Source organism: Agrobacterium sp. LAD9, assembly GCF_003031125.1.
Taxonomy (GTDB): Bacteria; Pseudomonadota; Alphaproteobacteria; order Rhizobiales; family Rhizobiaceae; genus Agrobacterium; species Agrobacterium radiobacter.
In genome coordinates this window covers 218,700-236,389 of record NZ_PHGS01000014.1, presented here as the reverse complement: position 1 = coordinate 236,389, position 17,690 = coordinate 218,700, and the positions used below count along the sequence as shown (strand labels likewise).

Genomic DNA, 17,690 nt, shown 5'->3' with positions numbered 1-17,690 from the left:
TCCGATCGCGTGAACTAAGCCTGGACGCGCAATTCGTCCGGTCCGGTCTGGAATTGCAGCCGGGCAAGCCGCGCATAAAGGCCGTTCTGGCGAATGAGGCTCTGATGCGTGCCTTCCTCGATGATGCGGCCTTCATCCATCACCAGAATACGGTCGGCCTTCAGCACGGTGGCAAGACGGTGAGCGATGACGATGGTGGTGCGGGTTTTCATCAGCTCATCAAGCGCCTTTTGAACCAGCGTTTCGCTTTCCGCATCGAGTGCCGAAGTCGCTTCGTCGAGCAGCAGGATCGGCGCATTGCGCAGGATGGCGCGGGCAATGGCGATGCGCTGGCGCTGGCCGCCGGAAAGCGTCACGCCGCGTTCACCCACCTGGGTATCATATCCATCGGTGAGACGTTCGATGAAGCTGTCAGCCTGTGCGGCGATGGCGGCGGCGCGCACCTCCTCGCGTGTCGCGTCAGGTCGGCCAAAGGCGATATTGTCGTGGATGGAGGAGGCGAATATCGCCACATCCTGCGGAACGATGGACAGGCGCGCGCGCAGATCGGCGAGGGTGACGTCGCGGATATCCGTGCCATCGACGGTGATGCGGCCCTGCTGCGGATCGTAAAAGCGCATCAGCAGCGAAAAGACCGTGCTCTTGCCCGCACCTGAAGGCCCGACGATTGCGACGGTTTCGCCGGCGCTGACCTTGAAGGAGAGGCCGGAGACGATCGGCCGCCCTGTCGCGAGCGGGTAGACAAAATCGACATTTTCGAATTCGGCTTCGCCGCGCGGCGGCTGCGGCATGACGACAGGGGTTGCGGGTTCTGCGACGGGCGAGCACTCGTTCAGCAGTTCGGAAAGCCGTTCGGCCGCACCACCCGCCTGCGCCAGTTCACCCCAGACTTCCGAGAGCTGGCCGAGACCGCTTGCCGCGATGACCGAATAAAGCACGAACTGACCGAGCGTGCCTGCCGTCATGCCACCAGACAGGACGCTTTGCGCGCCATACCAGAGAATGCCGACGACGCTGCCGAAGACCAGCGTGATGGCGACGGCGGTGAGAATGGAGCGTGCGCCGATCGCTGCCCGAGCGCCCTGATAGGCGGCTTCCACGGAAGCGCCATAACGGGCATTTGCCAGCACCTCGGCGTTAAAGGACTGCACGGTGCGGCTCGCAGCAATCGTCTCGGAAGCATAGGCGGCGGAATTGGCCAATGTATCCTGCGTGGTGCGGGAGCGGGCGCGAACCGAGCGCCCGAAGGCGATCAACGGAAAAACGATGAAGGGAATGGCAAGCAGCGCAAGGCCGGAAAGACCGGGGCTGGTATAGATCATCATCGCCACGGCACCACAGCACATGATGATGTTGCGCAAAGCCACGGAGGCGGACGACCCGAATGCCGAGCGGATCTGCACCGTATCGGCGGTCAGTCGCGAGGTCAGTTCGCCGGATCGATTGCTATCGAAAAACTGCTGCGAGAGCGTGGTGAGATGGGCAAAGACATCGCGGCGCAGATCGGCAACGACCCTTTCACCAATGGTCATGACGTAATAATAACGCATGGCGCTGGCGAGGGCGAGGACAACGGCAATCGCCAGAAGCATGGCGAAATAGCTGTTGATCATGCCGCCATCCGGCGTCTGGAAACCGTGGTCGATGATGCGGCGAACGGCAAGCGGCAGGGCCAATGTCGTGGCAGAGGAAAGCACAAGCGCGAAAAGGGCTGCCGCCATCAGGCCGCGATAACGGCTCAGATAGGGGAAGAGGCCAAGAAGCGGCTTCAGGCTTCTCTGTTTCGCAGCTTTCTGCTCGTCAATATCTGCCACGTCCTCTATGCTCCTCGTTCAATGCCGTTTTTGGGCCTTTTGCGGATGAATTTCCGGCGTGCGGTAAAATTCCAGCCCCTGCGGCCATCTCCTTTCACAAGGGGATAGCAGGCTCTTGTTATCTGGGCGACCTTCATGTATAGGCTCCGCATCGAATTGGGAAGCCATAGCCCATCTGGTCTATGGCTTCATTTATTGAAATGGCTCAGTTGACGCAATTGCGGCAAATGGACCGCACGTCACTTAACCAGGAAGATTGTCATGAAGGCTGATATCCATCCCGCTTATCACACGATCAAGGTCGTCATGACCGATGGCACCGAATACGAAACCCGCTCTACCTGGGGTTCGGAAGGCGCAGTCATGAACCTTGAAATCGACCCCAAGTCCCATCCGGCATGGACGGGCGGCAACCAGCAGCTTATGGACCGCGGTGGTCGCGTTTCCAAGTTCAACAAGCGTTTCGGCGGCCTCGGCCTCTGATCCACTTGCGGACGGATTGTTTAAAAAAAGCCCGGTTTTTCCGGGCTTTTTTGTTGTCTGCTTTTCGCGGCCGTACATATGGGTGTAACGACCAAAACAAAAAAGCAGGCTTTTCAGCCTGCTTTTCAAATTGTCCGGATAAGGTCGTCTTTTCTCAGTTGATCGAGAAAGCTGTGCGCAGAAGGTTGAGCTGCGCCTGCACGCTGTTTTCATTGTCCGGCACCTTGGCGGCTTCGGACGGGCGATAGATTTCGCGGTCGAGCAGGGCGATGCGGTTCTGGAGACGCAGCGAGCGCTCGATGAGGTCGCGGAAGGATTCGGGCAGGTCGTTCCAGCCGGGCGCGTTGCGGTCGACGTTAAAGCTGTCGAGTCGCACCTTGTTCTTTTCGCTCAGAACCTGATCGCGCGTCATTTCGCCATTGTTGACGGCGCGCTGCAGAAGCAGCCAGGAGGCCATCTGCATCAGGCGGGTGGTGAGGCGCATCGATTCCGCCGCATAAAGTACCGAGGCCATACGCGGCAGCACCTTGGAGGCGGCGCGGCCGGCGCCATCGAGATAACTTGCCGTTTCCTCAACCAAGGTCATGCCTTCGGTATAGAGGGTCTTGAACTGGTTGGAAGCAGCCGCGCGACCCGCAAAGCTTATGGTATTTAAAACCTGTTCCGACATTTTCTTTAAATCCCTGCTCACGCACCACACTGTCAGGCAACGACGACCCGGATATTTTGTTCCGGCCTTTAGTGTTTTCAGGATGGTATCTTTACCTGAAATGCGCAAGGCAATTATTAAAGAAGGGTTAATACCCACAGTTTTACGGAATCCGGCAAGCGGCAAAAAAAGAGCCGCGAAAGCGGCTCTCAAGGTAAAACAGGGAGAAAAATCAGACCAATTCGCCGTATGGAGAAGATGCCTGAGGTCCAGAAGAACTGGACATGTATAGTAATCTCTCAGAAAGCTTAATTTTTGGTTAATGGTAAACGAAAGACTGCCCCGGAATATTCATTTCCAGATACCGCCTGAGCCGCAGCTCTAGGCATTGGAAGTGCAGTCCCATGTCTATTCTCAACTGCGCGTCAGGACCGGAAGAGATTCTCCGCCGCCTGCCTGCCGGCGGATTTCCGTGTCCTCTCCTCTTCCAGCCGGGTGATTTCGGCTTGCAGAAGATCGATACGGCTGCTCAGTTCGTCCACCGAAAGAAGGCTGAGATCGCCGCCGATCTCGTGCGCTGCCGGTTTTTGCGGACGGTCATCGTCAAAGAGGCTCATATGCCTGCTCCTTTTTCCACATAGTCGCCATCGTCCCCGGGATATTGCTGCGCGCGCGGGTCAAGCGCAATACTTTCCGGCGTGACGAGCGTTGAGGGCGTCGTCGGCATCATGGTCGAGAAATTGTCTTTTTCCTCGGTCGAAAGTGCTGCGCGCTGGCGGCTTCTGATGATGGCATAGGCGGTGATGAGCAGATGCGCCACAGCCGTCACCAGAAACAGCGCGTAGGGGCCGAAATGGGTCATGATCGCGCCGCCGAGCGTCGGGCCGATGATGGTGCCGATGCCGTAAAGCAAAAGCAGGCCACCCGAGACCTTGACGAAGTCTTCCGAGGCGGCGAAGTCGTTGGCATGCGCCACGGCGATGGGATAAAGCGCGTTGGCGGCGGCGCCGTAAATGGCGATCATGAAAATCAGCACATAGACGTCATGCGGTTGTACCACCGCGACAGCGAGACCCGCGACCGCGCCAAGCCCGGCAAGTCCCGCCAGCACGTATCGGCGGTCTATCCGGTCTGAAAGCCTTCCCGCCGGAAATTGCGCCAGCGCACCGACGAAAATCGTGACCGAAACCATGATGGCGATCATGGTCGGGTCCAGACCTGCGCGCGCACCGAAGACGGCGCCGAGCGTGCCGTAAGCACCGTTGGCAATGCCGATCATCAGGATGCCGACGAAGGAGACCGGCGAGTTGCGGTAAAGGGCCGGCAGATCCAGCTTCACCTTCTGTAACGGCTGCGGACTGGCCGCTTTCGAAAGCGTGGCCGGCAGAATGGCGATGCAATAGATGATGCCGCAGATCATGAACAGCGACGTATTGCTGATATCGCCCATCGGCACGATCATCTGCCCTGCCACGACCCCGAGCAGCGTGATGGCGATATAGAGCGAGAAGATCATGCCACGGCTTTCATTGGTGGCGCGCTCGTTCAGCCAGCTCTCAATGATCATCGAGGTGCCGGCCGTGCAGAAGCCGGTAAGCGCGCGCAGCGCGATCCACGATGTGTCATCGATGATAAGGCCGGTCATCAGCACCGTCAGGCACACCAGCGCCACGAAGGAGCCGAATGCCCGCACATGCCCCGCACGGCGCACGATGGCAGGCGCGACAAAGCAACCGATGACGAAGCCGGCCGCCCAGGAGGTGCCCAGAAAGCCCAGAATTTCATTGGAGTAACCTTCCGCCGAACCACGGACGGGCAGGATGAGACCCTGAAGGCCGTTGCCGAGAAAAAGAAACAGAGTGCTGGATAAAAGAGCGAATACGGGTAGAAGGTTTCTGCTCATGAAAACACTCTCATGCGTTCGGACGGACGGTCGGACAGGCCATAGACGGGCGTTACCCGAATGAGTTGCACTCTTCTGGTGAACGGTAAAAATGTCCAGCCTGTGACGATGCAGAAATAAAGAAAAGGCTCAATAAATGACGAAGGCGATCGGCCTTTTTTTACTGCTGGCCATGGCGATCCAGATCATCCGGCCGCTAGGTCTGCCGGGCCTGAAGAAAAGAGGTGATTGCTGGAAGATCGCGGTTGCCGCCTTTGTCATCTGGTCGGCGACGCTGCTTCTGCGTCCGTAACGAAAAAGCCGCCCCAGAGGGCGGCTTTTGTTTGACTAAACGCCTGCCGATGAGGGCCTCAGGCTGCCTTTTCGAGTTCCTGCTTCCAGTTGCCCTTGGCGGCGAGGCTGTTCATCGCGGCGCGGTGCGTGAAGGCGCGCTGGCCGGCGGCGACATTTTCCTGCTTGCCGCCCCAGGTCTTGAGGGCCGTATCCTGAAGCGCGCGGCCGTAGGAATAGGTCAGTGACCAGGGCAGGTCGTAGCCGGCATTCATGGCGGAGAGATGCGCGGTTGCCTCTTCGGAGGACTGGCCGCCGGAAAGGAAGGCAATGCCCGGAACGGCTGACGGCACGGTCGCCTTCAGAACCTTCACGGTCTTTTCCGCCACTTCCTCGACCGAAGCCTTGCGGGCATTCTTGCCGTCGATGATCATGTTCGGTTTGAGGATCATGCCTTCGAGGTTCACGCGGGCGTCGAACAGATCCGCGAAAACGGTCTGGAGAACCCATTGCGTGACTTCCGCACAGCGGTCGATGTCATGCGTGCCCGGTTCGCCGTCCATCAGCACTTCGGGTTCCACGATCGGCACGATATCCGCCTGCTGGCAGAGAGCGGCGTAACGGGCGAGCGACTGGGAGTTTGCCTTGATAGAACCCCAGCTCGGACGCTGTTCACCGATGGTGATGACGCCGCGCCACTTGGCGAAGCGGGCACCGGCGTCATGATATTTGCGCAGGCGTTCGTAAAGACCGTCGAGGCCTTCGGTGATGAATTCGTGCGGGTGGAAAGCCATCGGCTTCGCGCCGATATCCACCTTGATGCCGGGCAGGCTGCCGGCCGCCTTGATGATATCAACGAAAGGCGTGCCATCGGCGGCCTTCTGGAACAGGGTCTCTTCGTAGAGGATGACGCCGGAGATGTATTTCTTCATGGCGTCGTCGGAGCGGAACAGCATTTCGCGGTAGTCGCGGCGGGCGGTCTCGGTGGACTCCAGATTGATGCTGTCGAAACGCTTCTTGATCGTTCCTGTGGATTCGTCGGCTGCGAGCAGGCCCTTGCCGTCGGCAACCATTTTGATGGCGATGTCTTCGAGACGTTCGGTCATTTGCTATTCTCCCAAGGCACAATAAATTTCCGATAACAGAAGTTCCAGGGCAGGGAAATGGCACGCTAACTCATTGAAACGATTGAAATCATTTCAATCGTTTGAAACTTTTCCTCAAGGTGCCGCTTACCAAAAGACAAGGCCGGACAAGCATGGCTTGTCCGGCCTTGTGTCAGGCAAGTGGGGTAAGTTTACTTGGCGGCGGTCAGGATGGCAACGCCCGGCAATTCCTTGCCTTCCATCCATTCGAGGAAGGCGCCGCCTGCCGTCGAGATATAGGTGAAATCGTCCGAAACGCCGGCATGGTTGAGTGCGGCCACGGTGTCACCGCCGCCGGCGACGGAGACGAGCTTGCCGGCCTTCGTGCATTCCGCTGCGTGTTTTGCAGCAGCCACAGTCGCCGCGTCGAAGGGCTCGATTTCGAAAGCGCCGAGCGGGCCGTTCCAGACCAGCGTTTCCGCGCGGGAAATCCAGGCCTTGATGCTTTCAACCGATTTCGGGCCGACGTCGAGAACCATGGCGTCGGCGGGAATGGCGTTGATATCGACGGTTTCATTGGCCGCACCGGCCTTGAATTCGCGGGCGACCACGCCGTCTTCCGGCAGAACAATCGCACAGCCGGATGTCGCGGCTTCGATCATGATCTGCTTTGCGGTCTCGGCAAGATCGTGTTCGCAGAGCGATTTGCCGACTTGTGCGCCGCGTGCGGCAAGGAAGGTGTTGGCCATGCCGCCGCCGATGACGAGGGCATCGACTTTCTTGACGAGGTTCATCAAGAGATCGATCTTGCTCGAAACCTTGGCGCCTCCGACGATGGCGACCACCGGACGGACCGGCTGGCCGAGGCCCTTTTCCAGCGCCTCAAGCTCGGCCTGCATGGTGCGGCCGGCATAGGCGGGCAGGTGGCGCGCAAGACCTTCGGTGGAGGCGTGGGCGCGGTGGGCGGCGGAGAAAGCGTCGTTCACATAGATATCGCCGTTGGCCGCCAGAGCCTCGACGAAGGCGGGATCGTTCTTTTCTTCGCCCTTGTGGAAGCGGGTGTTTTCCAGAAGCAGGATATCGCCGTCGTTCAGTTTCGCGACGGCATCCGCCGCAGGCGCACCGACGCAGTCGGTCGCGAAGGAAACGGCGTGATCCAGCACTTCCTCGACGGCGGGCACGATCTGGGAAAGCGACATGTCGGCGACCGGTTCGCCCTTCGGGCGGCCGAAATGTGCGAGCAGGATGACTTTCGCGCCCTTTGAGGACAATTCCAGAATGGTCGGCGCAACACGTTCGATACGGGTTGCGTCCGTCACCTTGCCATCCGCGACCGGCACGTTGAGATCAACGCGAACGAGAACGCGCTTTCCGGCAATGTCGTTGAGGTCGTCGAGGGTCTTGAAAGCGGGCATAGGTCGATCCTGATTTGTTGCGAGTTCGGCACGGACCATACTATGCCTGATTGACGACGCAAGCCGGTCAGGCCTCATTTTCTCTCACTGTATTGGCCGGGGCGGGGGGCACTTTCTTCAACGCCGGCGAGGCGTGGCTGACGCTTCTGCGCCAGATAATCTCGCACACGGTTGAGGATTTCCGAAAAGCTGATGAAGATCGGCAGGCTGGTGGCCGGCTCCACCGGTTCGAGCGAGATTCCGACGCCGGTGATTTCCTCATGCTCGTCCAGTGTGCGGACGATCAGGACGATGGAGCCGAGGCGCACACGGTCGGCATAATCGGCCTTTCCGGCAAGGCGCGCCTCGATGAGTTCGGCGACGCTCATCGCCTGTTCGGCGGGCGAAAGCAGGCCGGGGCCATAGGCCGCGTCCAGTTCCTTCGCCGGGCGGGCGGGCGAGATCGCGAAGGTGCCGAAGAAATCGGCGTCGTCATCGGCAACCGGCAGGGCGCTGGCGAACAGCCGGTCGATCAGGCGGGAATAGCCGGGTGCGATGAAAAGATAGACGAGATCGTTTTCACGCAGCCGCCCGGCATATTGGTAGCGGATCGACTTGCCGTCGCGCACCACCAGCGAGGGCATGGCCCAGCGGGGAATACGTTCACCCTGCATGATGGCGCTGCCCTTGGCGACCCGGTAGGAAATCAGTTCATGATTGGCGGTGCCGGGAAGGTCCACCTCGAGCTTGTCCACCTCGCCCATGCGCGGCGGCACGATCAGCCCGAGCCTTGTTGCCACAGGCTTGATGGTCCAGCCCTGCACAAGCAGCGAGACCAGCACGATGATGAAGGCGGCGTTGAAATAGATCTGCGCATTATCAAGCCCGCCGAGAATGGGCATGATGGCCAGCAGGATGGAGACCGCGCCACGCAGACCCACCCACGCCACGAAGGATGTTTCCTGCTGGGTATAGTTGAAGGGCATGAGGCTTAGCCACACCGCGAGCGGGCGGGCGACGAAAATCAGGAACAGCGCAAGCAGGACGGCGGGAATGGCGATTGCCGGAAATTGCGACGGCGTGGCGAGCAGGCCGAGCATCAGGAACATGATGATCTGGGCAAGCCAGGTCAGCCCTTCGTGGAAGCGGCGGATGGTTTCCTTGGCGAAAATCCTGCGGTTGCCGGCAACGATGCCCGCCACATAGACCGCCAGAAAACCACTGCCGCCAAGCGTGCCGGTGAAAGAGAAGACGAGCAGCGCCAGCGCCAGCACGAATATCGGGGCAAGCCCGCGGTCGGCGGCGAAACGGTTGACGACGGTGGCGATCATGACGCCGCCAAGCAGGCCGAAAATCAGGCCGAGGCCCATTTCTTCGACGAAGAGCAGCAGGAAACCGCTATCGATACCGGCCAGCCCCTGACCCTTGGCAATGATCTCGACCAGCGCGACGGTGAGGAAGATGGCCATCGGATCGTTGGTGCCGGACTCGACCTCCAGCGTCGAGCGGACCTGATCGCGGATATGAATGCCGCCGATGCGCAGCAGGAAAAAGACGGCCGCCGCATCCGTGGAGGCGACGATGGCGCCGAGCAGCAGCCCCTCCAGCCACGAGAGCCCGAGCAGCAGGGCGGCTGCGCCCGCGAAGAACACGGAGGTCAGGATGACGCCGCCGGTGGCGAGCGCCACGGCAGGTGCTGCCGAAAGCCGGAAGGATTGTATCGACGTGCCGAAACCGGAATCGAAAAGGATGACGGCGAGCACGAGCGAGCCGAGCATATAAGCGAGCGGATTATTGGTGAACTCGATGCCAAGGCCATCCACCCCCGCCGCCAGGCCGATAACAAGGAAAAGCAGCAGGAGGGGCGCGCCGAAGCGGAAGGCGATGAGGCTCGAAAAGGCTGCGACGAGAACGAGAACAGTTGCCACCAGCAACAGAAGATAAAATGATTCCACGTCCATCGCCTCATTCAAACCGCGTTGACCGCTGCAATGAATGCTCTGCGCGTCTGCAGTCAATGCGCCACGGGTTGCGGTCTGTCAGCGCTGTTTCGGGTGGCGTTGAAAGGCGACGCAAGGCGGGTGTATCGAATGATACGGCAGGGCCGAAGTGCATTGCGCACGACCGTTATCCCTGTGTCTCTTGTCCGTCTCAAAGTGGACCAGACAAAGGCAGGAAATGGGAATTTTTTCGGCTCGCGGGCGAAAAAATGGATGGCAAGGAGAGCGGCAGATACCCCCGCAGAAACAATTCATCTTCCGGCGTCTCAACGTAACATAGAGACAATGCAGCTGCGTTAGTTCTCTCGTCCGAATTGCTTTTCAACATTACCGGAGCGATCGGATGAAGCGGATAAATATTACTGGACTTATTATAGTATTGGCGGCGGGCTCGATTGTTTCGGGCTGCTCGAGCACGGAAACAGACGGCTGAAAACATGGCCGCGCAACGCGAGCGCTGCCGCTCCTTTGGTTACCCCGAAGGCTCGCGGGATGCTGCCGACTGCATGATGAAGCTTTCCATGCAGCAAAGCGAGTTGAGGCAGCAGACTTTCGATACGATCTGGAGCAATGCCGGCTCGCGGGACCCAATCATCATCAACAACAGAAGGTGACGGTTGCGCGCCGGCGCTGGCAGCGGGTTGGCCCCTCTTGCCCAACGATGGTTTCGATCCGAAGCGCCCCGCCTTGCTTCCGGATCGATGCCGACGGGTTTCCTCGTTCCCGTCGGCATTTTTACAAATAAAAAGCCGGCAGGATTGCTCCTGCCGGCTTTTTGATCGAACTGAGTTCCGCTTAGATGGTCTTCGCGAATGCGACGGCCGTGTCCGACATGCGGTTGGAGAAGCCCCACTCGTTGTCGTACCAGGACAGGACGCGCACGAACTTGCCTTCCATGACCTTGGTCTGGTCGATCGCGAAGATCGAGGAATGGCTGTCATGGTTGAAGTCGCGGGAGACCAGCGGCTCTTCGGTGTAGCCGAGGATGCCCTTCAGCTTGCCATTGGCGGCGGACTTGATCGCTTCGTTGATTTCCTCAACCGTCGTGTCGCGCTTGGCGATGAACTTGAAGTCGACGACCGAAACGTTCGGGGTAGGAACGCGGATCGACGTGCCGTCCAGCTTGCCTTTGAGGTGCGGCAGAACGAGGCCAACGGCCTTGGCTGCACCCGTCGAGGTCGGGATCATGGACAGGGCTGCGGCGCGGGCGCGGTACAGATCCTTGTGCATGGTGTCGAGCGTCGGCTGGTCGCCCGTGTAGGAGTGGATCGTCGTCATGAAGCCATGATCGATGCCAACGACGTCATCGAGAACCTTAACGACCGGCACGAGGCAATTGGTGGTGCAGGATGCGTTGGAAATGACCAGATGGTCCTTCGTCAGCTGGTCGTCATTGACGCCGAAGACGACGGTGAGGTCTGCGCCGTCAGCCGGAGCAGAAACGATAACACGCTTTGCGCCTGCCGTCAGGTGAGCAGCGGCCTTGTCGCGGGCGGTGAAGATGCCGGTGCATTCTAGCGCGATATCGACGCCGAGTTCCTTGTGCGGCAGCGTTGCCGGATCGCGAACGGCCGTCACCTTGATCGGCTTGCCGCCGCCAACGATGATCGTGTCGCCTTCGACCTTTACGTCGGCAGGGAACTTGCCGTGGATCGAATCGTAGCGAAGCAGATGGGCGTTGGTTTCAACCGGGCCGAGGTCGTTGATGGCAACAACTTCGATATCGGTACGGCCGGATTCGACGATGGCGCGCAGGACGTTGCGGCCGATGCGGCCGAAGCCGTTAATGGCAACTTTTACAGTCATTTACAGTCTCCCGAACAAGATATGTGCTTGGTCTTTGCGGAAATGTGAGGGCTTGGGAAGCCCTCACGCAAGTTTTGCCTCGACTGCGGCGACGACGGCTTCCGCCGTGATGCCGAAGTGCTTGAAGAGATCCTTCGCCGGGGCAGATGCTCCGAAGGAATGCATGCCGACGAAAGCGCCATCGTTACCGATGAAATAGTCCCAGCCCTGACGAATGGCGGCTTCGACCGCGATTTTGACCGGAGCCTTGCCGATGATGGCGTTGCGATAGGTTTCCGGCTGTTCCTTGAAGAGCTCGAAGCAGGGAACGGAAACGACGCGGACGGAAACGCCGTTGTCCTTCAGCGTTGCGGCGGCCTTGAGCGCCACTTCGACTTCCGAACCGGATGCGAAGATCGAAACCTTGGCGTCGCTGGCGGATACGAGTTCGTAAGCGCCGTAAGCGGAAAGGTTCTTCTCTTCATATTCCTTGCGCGAGGGTGCAAGGTTCTGGCGGGTGAGTGCCAGGGCAGACGGACGATGCTTCTGCTCAAGCGCCAGCTGCCAGCATTCCGCCGTCTCGGTTTCATCCGCCGGGCGGAAAAGGAGGAGGTTCGGAATGGCGCGCAGCGCTGCAATCTGCTCCACCGGCTGGTGGGTCGGGCCGTCTTCGCCGACGCCGATGGAATCATGCGTCAGAACGTGGACGACGCGGATACCCATGAGTGCGGCAAGGCGGATCGACGGACGGCAATAGTCCGAGAAGATCAGGAAGCCGCCGGCATAGGGGATGAGGCCGCCATGGAGCGCGATGCCGTTCATCGCCGCCGCCATGCCATGCTCGCGGATGCCGTAATGCAGATAACGGCCGGAGAAATCCGTCGGGGTGATGGACTTCATCTGGCTGGTCTTGGTGTTGTTGGACGGCGTCAGGTCAGCCGAGCCGCCGATCATTTCCGGTAGGATGCCGTTGATGACTTCAAGCGAGTCTTCGGAAGCCTTGCGGGTGGCGACGGTCGGGTTGTTCTCGATGATCTTCTTCTTGAAGGCATCGATGGAGCTATCGAAATTGCCGGGCAGGTCGCCGGCGAAACGGCGCTTGAACTCGGCCTTCTTGCCGGCTTCAGCGGCCTCGAGACGGGCTTCCCAGTCCTGGCGGGTCTTGGTGGAGCGCAGGCCGGCGAGACGCCATGCATCGAGCACATCTTCCGGAATGACGAAAGCTTCCGCTTCCCAGTTGAGGCTCTTGCGGGCAGCGGCGATTTCTTCGGCGCCGAGCGGGTTGCCGTGTACCTTGTGGGTGCCCTGCTTGTTGGGCGCGCCGAAACCGATCACGGTCTTGCAGGCGATGAAGGTCGGGCGGTCGGATTTCTGCGCGGCCTCGATGGCGGCAGCAATCGCATCCGGATCATGGCCATCGACGCGGATGGTGTTCCAGTGAACGGCCTGGAAGCGGGCGATCTGGTCGGTGCTGTCGGAAAGACCAACTTCACCGTCGATGGTGATGTTGTTGTCGTCCCAGAACAGAACGAGCTTGTTGAGCTTCAGGTGGCCGGCAAGCGCGATGGCTTCGTGGCTGATGCCTTCCATGAGGCAGCCGTCGCCGCAAAGCACATAGGTAAAGTGGCTCTGCAGGTCGGAGCCGAATTCCTCTTCCAGCTTGCGTTCAGCGATAGCCATGCCGACGGCGTTGGCGATGCCCTGGCCGAGCGGGCCGGTCGTCGTTTCGATGCCGGTCGCATGGCCATATTCGGGATGGCCGGCGGTCTTGGAGCCGAACTGACGGAAACGCTTGATCTCGTCGATCGTCATGTCCTCGTAGCCCGTCAGATAGAGCAGCGAGTAAAGCAGCATCGAACCATGGCCTGCCGACAGCACGAAGCGGTCACGGTCAGCCCAGAGCGGCGCCTTGGGATCGAATTTCAGGTAACGGGTGAAAAGAACGGTGGCGACATCAGCGGCGCCCATCGGCAGACCGGGGTGGCCTGAATTGGCCTTCTCCACTGCATCCATGGCAAGAAAGCGGATCGCGTTTGCCATCCGGTTGTGTTTGTCGCGAGAAATCATGGCTTTTCCGTCTGTTTCCGGGTGAAAGGAGATAGTTTTACGCAACTATCCAAAAAGCGGGTTGATCCATAGCAGGTGAGGCAGGCAAGTCAATAAATCCACGGGCGTTTGCGGTTCCCTTAGGGAGAAAAAATCGTTTAGAAAATCGGGTGTCCTGACAAAATCCGTGCGATATGTGTCGCCGCCTCTTCGTTCATCCACAGAGCAAAACGCCTCAATGCACTGGTTTGATTGACGGGATGGTAAATCGGGTAATAACCTCGTGATTGTTGAAAAGGCCTGAAACCGGACGATTCGGCCGGTGGCGTGCAAGTTGGAAAAAACGATGTCGGCTGAGAAGACCGTACAATCTGCGCTGACGGAGCTGAATGCTGCCATCACAAATCTCGAAAATGCCATCGATATGCGTATCGAACGGCAAAGGGAGACGGGCGAGATCGATAATGAGGTCAAGCGGGTCCATGTCGACCGCGCAAGGCTCGCACATGAGCTTGATCAGGCCGAATTTCGCGCCAATCGTCTTGAAGAAGTCAACCGCGAGGTTTCCCGCCGGCTGGTAACGGCCATGGAGACGATCCGCGCGGTGCTGGATCGATAGGAGCGGGTTCATGGCGCAAGTCACAGTTATGATCGACGGCAAGGCCTATCGCATGGCGTGCGAGGCAGGGCAGGAAGACCATCTGACCGATCTCGCAACCAGGTTCGACCGGTATGTCGGGCACCTCAAGAGCCAGTTCGGTGAAATAGGCGACCTTCGCCTGACCGTCATGGCCGGCATCATGGTGATGGACGAGCTTTCCGAACTCAACCGCAAGATCGAGAAGCTGGAAGGAGAGGTCGCATCCCTTTCCCGCAACCGTGACGGCATGGCCGAGCACAGGGCGAAATCGGATGAAGTGGTGGCGCTCGCCATCGGCGATCTGGCCGACCGGTTGAACGGCATTACCGAAAAACTGCTGGCGCGGCCGAAGCCCGCGGCGCATTGACTGCGCAAAGAGTTCTGAGGCGGCAAAATTTCGCTCGGTGCCCTCTGGTGGTTTCCCCCGATCCGTCCTATATCTTGGATGCGTTCTGCGCTTCCCGACAGGAACCACAATCCCTGGGGCCATACTCGATCCAAAGGGAGCTGTCCCTGGCCAGTCCCGTGGGACTGGACACACGGCGCCCACCTACTTTTGTAGGCACCCAGGATCGTAAATCTCCATCGGTCGCCGTGGATCGCGCTTGAAGTTTCGGATCAACCCCGATGCTTCACCATATCCTTGATATATTCGACAGTGATTTTTCATAACTGCCGGACGCGGCTTTTTTATATTGCCGTCATTGCAATGGCGGAACAATTCCCTATTATTCGGATTGGTATGTCTGTCATGCCCTTTAAAAAAGGGCGCTGCGGCCAAAACCGCGACGTGCCGTTCAACAGCCCAAAGAGCTAAACTTGTTTACTGAAATTATGATCGTGGTCCTGCTCACCGTATTGAACGGTGTGCTTGCCATGTCCGAGCTTGCCGTTGTCTCCTCCAGACCGGCGAGGCTCAAGGTGCTTGCCGCGCAAGGCAGCAAGGGCGCCACCATGGCGCTCGGCCTTTCCGAAAATCCCGGACGCTTTCTTTCCACAGTGCAGATCGGCATCACGCTGGTCGGCGTCCTTTCCGGCGCTTTTTCCGGTGCCACGCTCGGTGCCCGCTTTACGGCGTGGCTTCTGGAACAGGGTGTTCCCGACCGTGCCGCCGATGCGCTTGGCGTCGGCTCGGTGGTCGTCGCCATTACCTATCTGTCGCTGATCGTCGGCGAACTTGTGCCCAAGCAGATTGCGCTGCGCGATCCCGAAAAGGTCGCCGCCCGCGTCGCACCCACCATGATGCTGCTGTCCAAGGTCGGCGCGCCGCTGGTATGGCTGCTCGACAAGTCGGGCAAGACGGTTCTTGCCCTTCTCGGCCACAGCGGCGAGTCCAACGCATCGGTCACCGATGATGAAATCCGCACGGTTCTGGCCGAAGCCCATAGCGCTGGCGTGATCGAGACCGAGGAATCGGCGATGATCACCAGCGTCATGCGCCTTGCCGACCGCAATGCGCGTGGCCTGATGACACCGCGTCGTGATGTCGAAGTGGTCGATATCGAAGACAGCGCCGAGGAAATCCGAGAGCAGCTTCGCCAGACGCAGCGTTCGCGCCTTCCGGTACGCAACGGCGCTTCGGATGAAATTCTCGGCGTGCTTTTCGCCAAGGATGCCTTCGATGCGCTGGCCTCCGGCAAGGAGCTCAACATTCGCGAGCTTCTGCGCGAAGTTCCTGTCGTGTCGGATCTGACGAGCGCTGTGGACGTCATCCAGTCGCTGCGTCGCTCCACCGTACACATGGTACTGGTCTACGACGAATATGGCCATTTCGAAGGTATCGTCAGCTCTGGCGACGTTCTGGAGGCCATCACCGGCGCCTTCCAGGAAGATAATGACGAGGAGCCGGCCATAGTCGAGCGCGAGGACGGTTCGTTCCTCGTCGCCGGCTGGATGCCCGCCGATGAGTTCGCTTATCGCATGGGCTTCAAGATCGACGAGGATGCCGAGTTCGAAACCGTTGCCGGTCTGGTTCTGGACGAGTTCCGTCGCCTGCCGGAACTGGGCGAACATGTGACCCGCAACGGCTGGCGTTTTGAAGTCATCGACCTCGACGGCCACCGCATCGACAAGGTTCTCGTGAGCCGGGCTGCCTGATGCCCGGCGATGTTGCCGAAAAAGCGAGGCTGCGCGGCGAAAGGCTCGCCGCGCGCGATGCGCTAACGCTGACGGAGCGGCAGCAGAAGAGCCAGTCTATAACGGCCCATGGCGCCTCCGACATTGCCTTTGCGCGTGGCACCGTGATTTCCGGCTTCATGCCGATCCGATCCGAGGCCGATACACGGCCGCTGATGGAAGCATTGCGGACAAGGGGCGGGCGTCTCGTTCTTCCCGTTGTGCTGGATCGTGAAACCATCGTCTTCCGTCGCTTCGAGGCGGATACGCCGCTGGTGAAAACCGGCTTCGGCACGACTGGCCCGGGCGAGGATGCGGAGGTTGTCGATCCGGATATTCTGCTCGTGCCTCTCTCGGTCTTCGATGGGCGAGGGCAGCGGGTCGGTTATGGCGCGGGCCATTATGACCGCGCCATTGCGCGGTTACACGCGAGGGGCAAACAGCCAGTTCTCATCGGCGTCGCCTTTGATTGTCAGGAAGTGCCATTCGTACCGGCGGAGCCGCATGATGTGTCGCTTCACGCCATTCTGACGGAAAGTGGCCTGCGCTGGTTTTCCGCTCCGTTGTCGATCTCCGATAGTGGGCAAAAGGCGCTTTAGCACTTTTTAAAAGATGGATTACCCGCTAGAGGGGACGAAATATAGAAACATGCGCAAGATCGGGGCGGGTGAATGAGGCTTCTTTTTCTCGGAGATATGGTTGGCAAGACCGGACGCACTGCTGTCTGGGAACGATTGCCGGGGCTGATTTCCGATCTGAAGCTCGATTTTGTGATCGTAAACGGTGAAAACGCCGCCGGCGGCTTCGGCATCACCGAAGATATCTATCTCGAGACCATCAATGCCGGCGCCGATGTTGTCACGACCGGCAACCATGTCTGGGACCAGAAGGAAGCGGTTTCCTTCTGCGAGCGCCATGACCAGTTCCTGCGGCCCGCCAATTATCCTGACGGTACGCCGGGCAAGGGCTCGGGCCTTTTTTATGCCCGCAACGGCGCACGCATATTGGTCGCCAACATCATGGGGCGGGTCTTCATGCATCCGGAACTGGACGATCCCTTCAAGTCTGCGGAAAATATTCTTGCCGCCTGCCCGCTGAAGGAACAGGCCGACGCCATCATCTTCGATTTCCATGCGGAAGCGACGAGTGAAAAACAGTGTTTCGGCCATTTTGTGGATGGCCGCGCGAGTTTCGTTGTCGGCACCCACACCCATGTCCCGACGGCGGATGCGCAGATCCTTAATGGCGGCACGGCCTATATGTCGGATGCCGGCATGTGCGGCGATTATGACAGTTCGCTCGGAATGGAAAAGGAAGAGCCGATCAACCGCTTCATTTCCAAGATGCCGAAGGGCCGTTTTGAGGCTGCCAGCGGACCGGCGACGATCTGCGGCGTCGGCGTCGAAATCTCCGACCGCACCGGGCTTGCAGAAAAGATTGCGCCGCTGCGCATCGGTCCCCGGCTCTCGGAAACCCTGCCCTCCTTCTGGGCGTAATCTCTCCCTG

General features: G+C 59.5%; 17 protein-coding genes and 1 other RNA gene. 9 read left to right on the top strand and 9 right to left on the bottom strand.

The genetic code is table 11. The features are described 5' to 3' along the window. Window positions 1-14: 14 nt before the first annotated feature. Window positions 15-1,814: an ABC transporter transmembrane domain-containing protein gene (locus tag DA915_RS16360; protein WP_107676605.1), complete on the bottom strand. Its 1,800-nt coding sequence runs from the start codon at window positions 1,812-1,814 to the stop codon at window positions 15-17. Window positions 1,815-2,075: 261 nt separating this feature from the next. Here DA915_RS16360 and rpmE point away from each other — a divergent pair, with 261 nt between their 5' ends. After that, window positions 2,076-2,297 carry a 50S ribosomal protein L31 gene (rpmE, locus tag DA915_RS16355; RefSeq protein WP_003506183.1) on the top strand — a complete coding sequence of 74 codons (222 nt, stop codon included), beginning with the start codon at window positions 2,076-2,078 and terminating at the stop codon, window positions 2,295-2,297. A gap of 154 nt (window positions 2,298-2,451) precedes the next feature. Here rpmE and DA915_RS16350 read toward each other — a convergent pair whose 3' ends face one another. From DA915_RS16350 to DA915_RS16340, 3 genes are all read right to left on the bottom strand, one after another. After that, window positions 2,452-2,967: a DUF1465 family protein gene (locus DA915_RS16350; RefSeq protein WP_003506184.1), complete on the bottom strand. Its 516-nt coding sequence runs from the start codon at window positions 2,965-2,967 to the stop codon at window positions 2,452-2,454. A gap of 404 nt (window positions 2,968-3,371) precedes the next feature. After that, the gene (locus DA915_RS16345; RefSeq protein ID WP_003506186.1) at window positions 3,372-3,563 is read right to left on the bottom strand and encodes a DUF1192 domain-containing protein; all 192 of its coding nucleotides are present in this window, start codon (window positions 3,561-3,563) and stop codon (window positions 3,372-3,374) included. Beyond that, complete coding sequence (locus DA915_RS16340) at window positions 3,560-4,849, bottom strand: MFS transporter (RefSeq protein WP_107676604.1); 1,290 nt, start codon at window positions 4,847-4,849, stop codon at window positions 3,560-3,562. The genes DA915_RS16345 and DA915_RS16340 overlap by 4 nt, the downstream gene beginning before the upstream one ends. Before the next feature lie 136 nt (window positions 4,850-4,985). Between DA915_RS16340 and DA915_RS28950 the strand changes: the two genes are divergently transcribed. Continuing rightward, window positions 4,986-5,141: a hypothetical protein gene (locus tag DA915_RS28950; protein WP_003506189.1), complete on the top strand. Its 156-nt coding sequence runs from the start codon at window positions 4,986-4,988 to the stop codon at window positions 5,139-5,141. Between the two features lie 58 nt (window positions 5,142-5,199). On the opposite strand, the gene DA915_RS16335 is transcribed toward DA915_RS28950, so the two are convergent. The 3 genes from DA915_RS16335 to DA915_RS16325 form a co-directional block, all read right to left on the bottom strand. Further along, window positions 5,200-6,225, bottom strand: coding sequence for a class I fructose-bisphosphate aldolase (locus tag DA915_RS16335; RefSeq protein WP_003506191.1), 1,026 nt, complete (start codon window positions 6,223-6,225; stop codon window positions 5,200-5,202). A 191-nt stretch (window positions 6,226-6,416) separates the two neighbouring features. Beyond that, window positions 6,417-7,619: a phosphoglycerate kinase gene (gene pgk / locus DA915_RS16330; RefSeq protein ID WP_020810343.1), complete on the bottom strand. Its 1,203-nt coding sequence runs from the start codon at window positions 7,617-7,619 to the stop codon at window positions 6,417-6,419. 74 nt (window positions 7,620-7,693) lie between these two features. Beyond that, on the bottom strand, window positions 7,694-9,559 hold the full coding sequence (locus DA915_RS16325) for a potassium/proton antiporter (RefSeq protein ID WP_192886577.1): 1,866 nt from the start codon (window positions 9,557-9,559) through the stop codon (window positions 7,694-7,696). Window positions 9,560-10,035: 476 nt separating this feature from the next. Here DA915_RS16325 and DA915_RS16315 point away from each other — a divergent pair, with 476 nt between their 5' ends. After that, window positions 10,036-10,212 carry a hypothetical protein gene (locus DA915_RS16315; RefSeq protein ID WP_020810341.1) on the top strand — a complete coding sequence of 59 codons (177 nt, stop codon included), beginning with the start codon at window positions 10,036-10,038 and terminating at the stop codon, window positions 10,210-10,212. Between the two features lie 181 nt (window positions 10,213-10,393). Here the strand turns inward: DA915_RS16315 and gap are convergent, their stop codons facing one another. Further along, the gene (gene gap, locus DA915_RS16310) at window positions 10,394-11,404 is read right to left on the bottom strand and encodes a type I glyceraldehyde-3-phosphate dehydrogenase (RefSeq protein WP_003506200.1); all 1,011 of its coding nucleotides are present in this window, start codon (window positions 11,402-11,404) and stop codon (window positions 10,394-10,396) included. Window positions 11,405-11,467: 63 nt separating this feature from the next. Continuing rightward, window positions 11,468-13,450 carry a transketolase gene (gene tkt, locus DA915_RS16305; protein WP_107676603.1) on the bottom strand — a complete coding sequence of 661 codons (1,983 nt, stop codon included), beginning with the start codon at window positions 13,448-13,450 and terminating at the stop codon, window positions 11,468-11,470. 325 nt (window positions 13,451-13,775) lie between these two features. On the opposite strand from tkt, the gene DA915_RS16300 reads away from it, so the two are divergent. From DA915_RS16300 to DA915_RS16270, 6 genes are all read left to right on the top strand, one after another. Next, a complete protein-coding gene (locus DA915_RS16300; RefSeq protein ID WP_003506205.1) occupies window positions 13,776-14,048 on the top strand; it encodes a DUF4164 domain-containing protein in 273 nt (90 codons plus the stop codon). A gap of 10 nt (window positions 14,049-14,058) precedes the next feature. Then, entirely contained in the window at window positions 14,059-14,436 is a 378-nt protein-coding gene (locus DA915_RS16295) for a cell division protein ZapA (RefSeq protein ID WP_003506206.1), read from the top strand. A gap of 79 nt (window positions 14,437-14,515) precedes the next feature. Further along, a non-coding RNA gene (gene ssrS, locus DA915_RS16290) (6S RNA) lies at window positions 14,516-14,674 on the top strand. A gap of 229 nt (window positions 14,675-14,903) precedes the next feature. Beyond that, window positions 14,904-16,166, top strand: a complete 1,263-nt coding sequence (locus DA915_RS16280; protein WP_003506208.1) for a hemolysin family protein — start codon at window positions 14,904-14,906, stop codon at window positions 16,164-16,166. After that, window positions 16,166-16,783, top strand: a complete 618-nt coding sequence (locus DA915_RS16275; protein WP_107676602.1) for a 5-formyltetrahydrofolate cyclo-ligase — start codon at window positions 16,166-16,168, stop codon at window positions 16,781-16,783. Before DA915_RS16280 ends, DA915_RS16275 begins: the two co-directional genes overlap by 1 nt. 72 nt (window positions 16,784-16,855) lie before the next feature. Further along, entirely contained in the window at window positions 16,856-17,680 is an 825-nt protein-coding gene (locus tag DA915_RS16270; RefSeq protein ID WP_003506212.1) for a TIGR00282 family metallophosphoesterase, read from the top strand. Window positions 17,681-17,690: the final 10 nt, after the last annotated feature.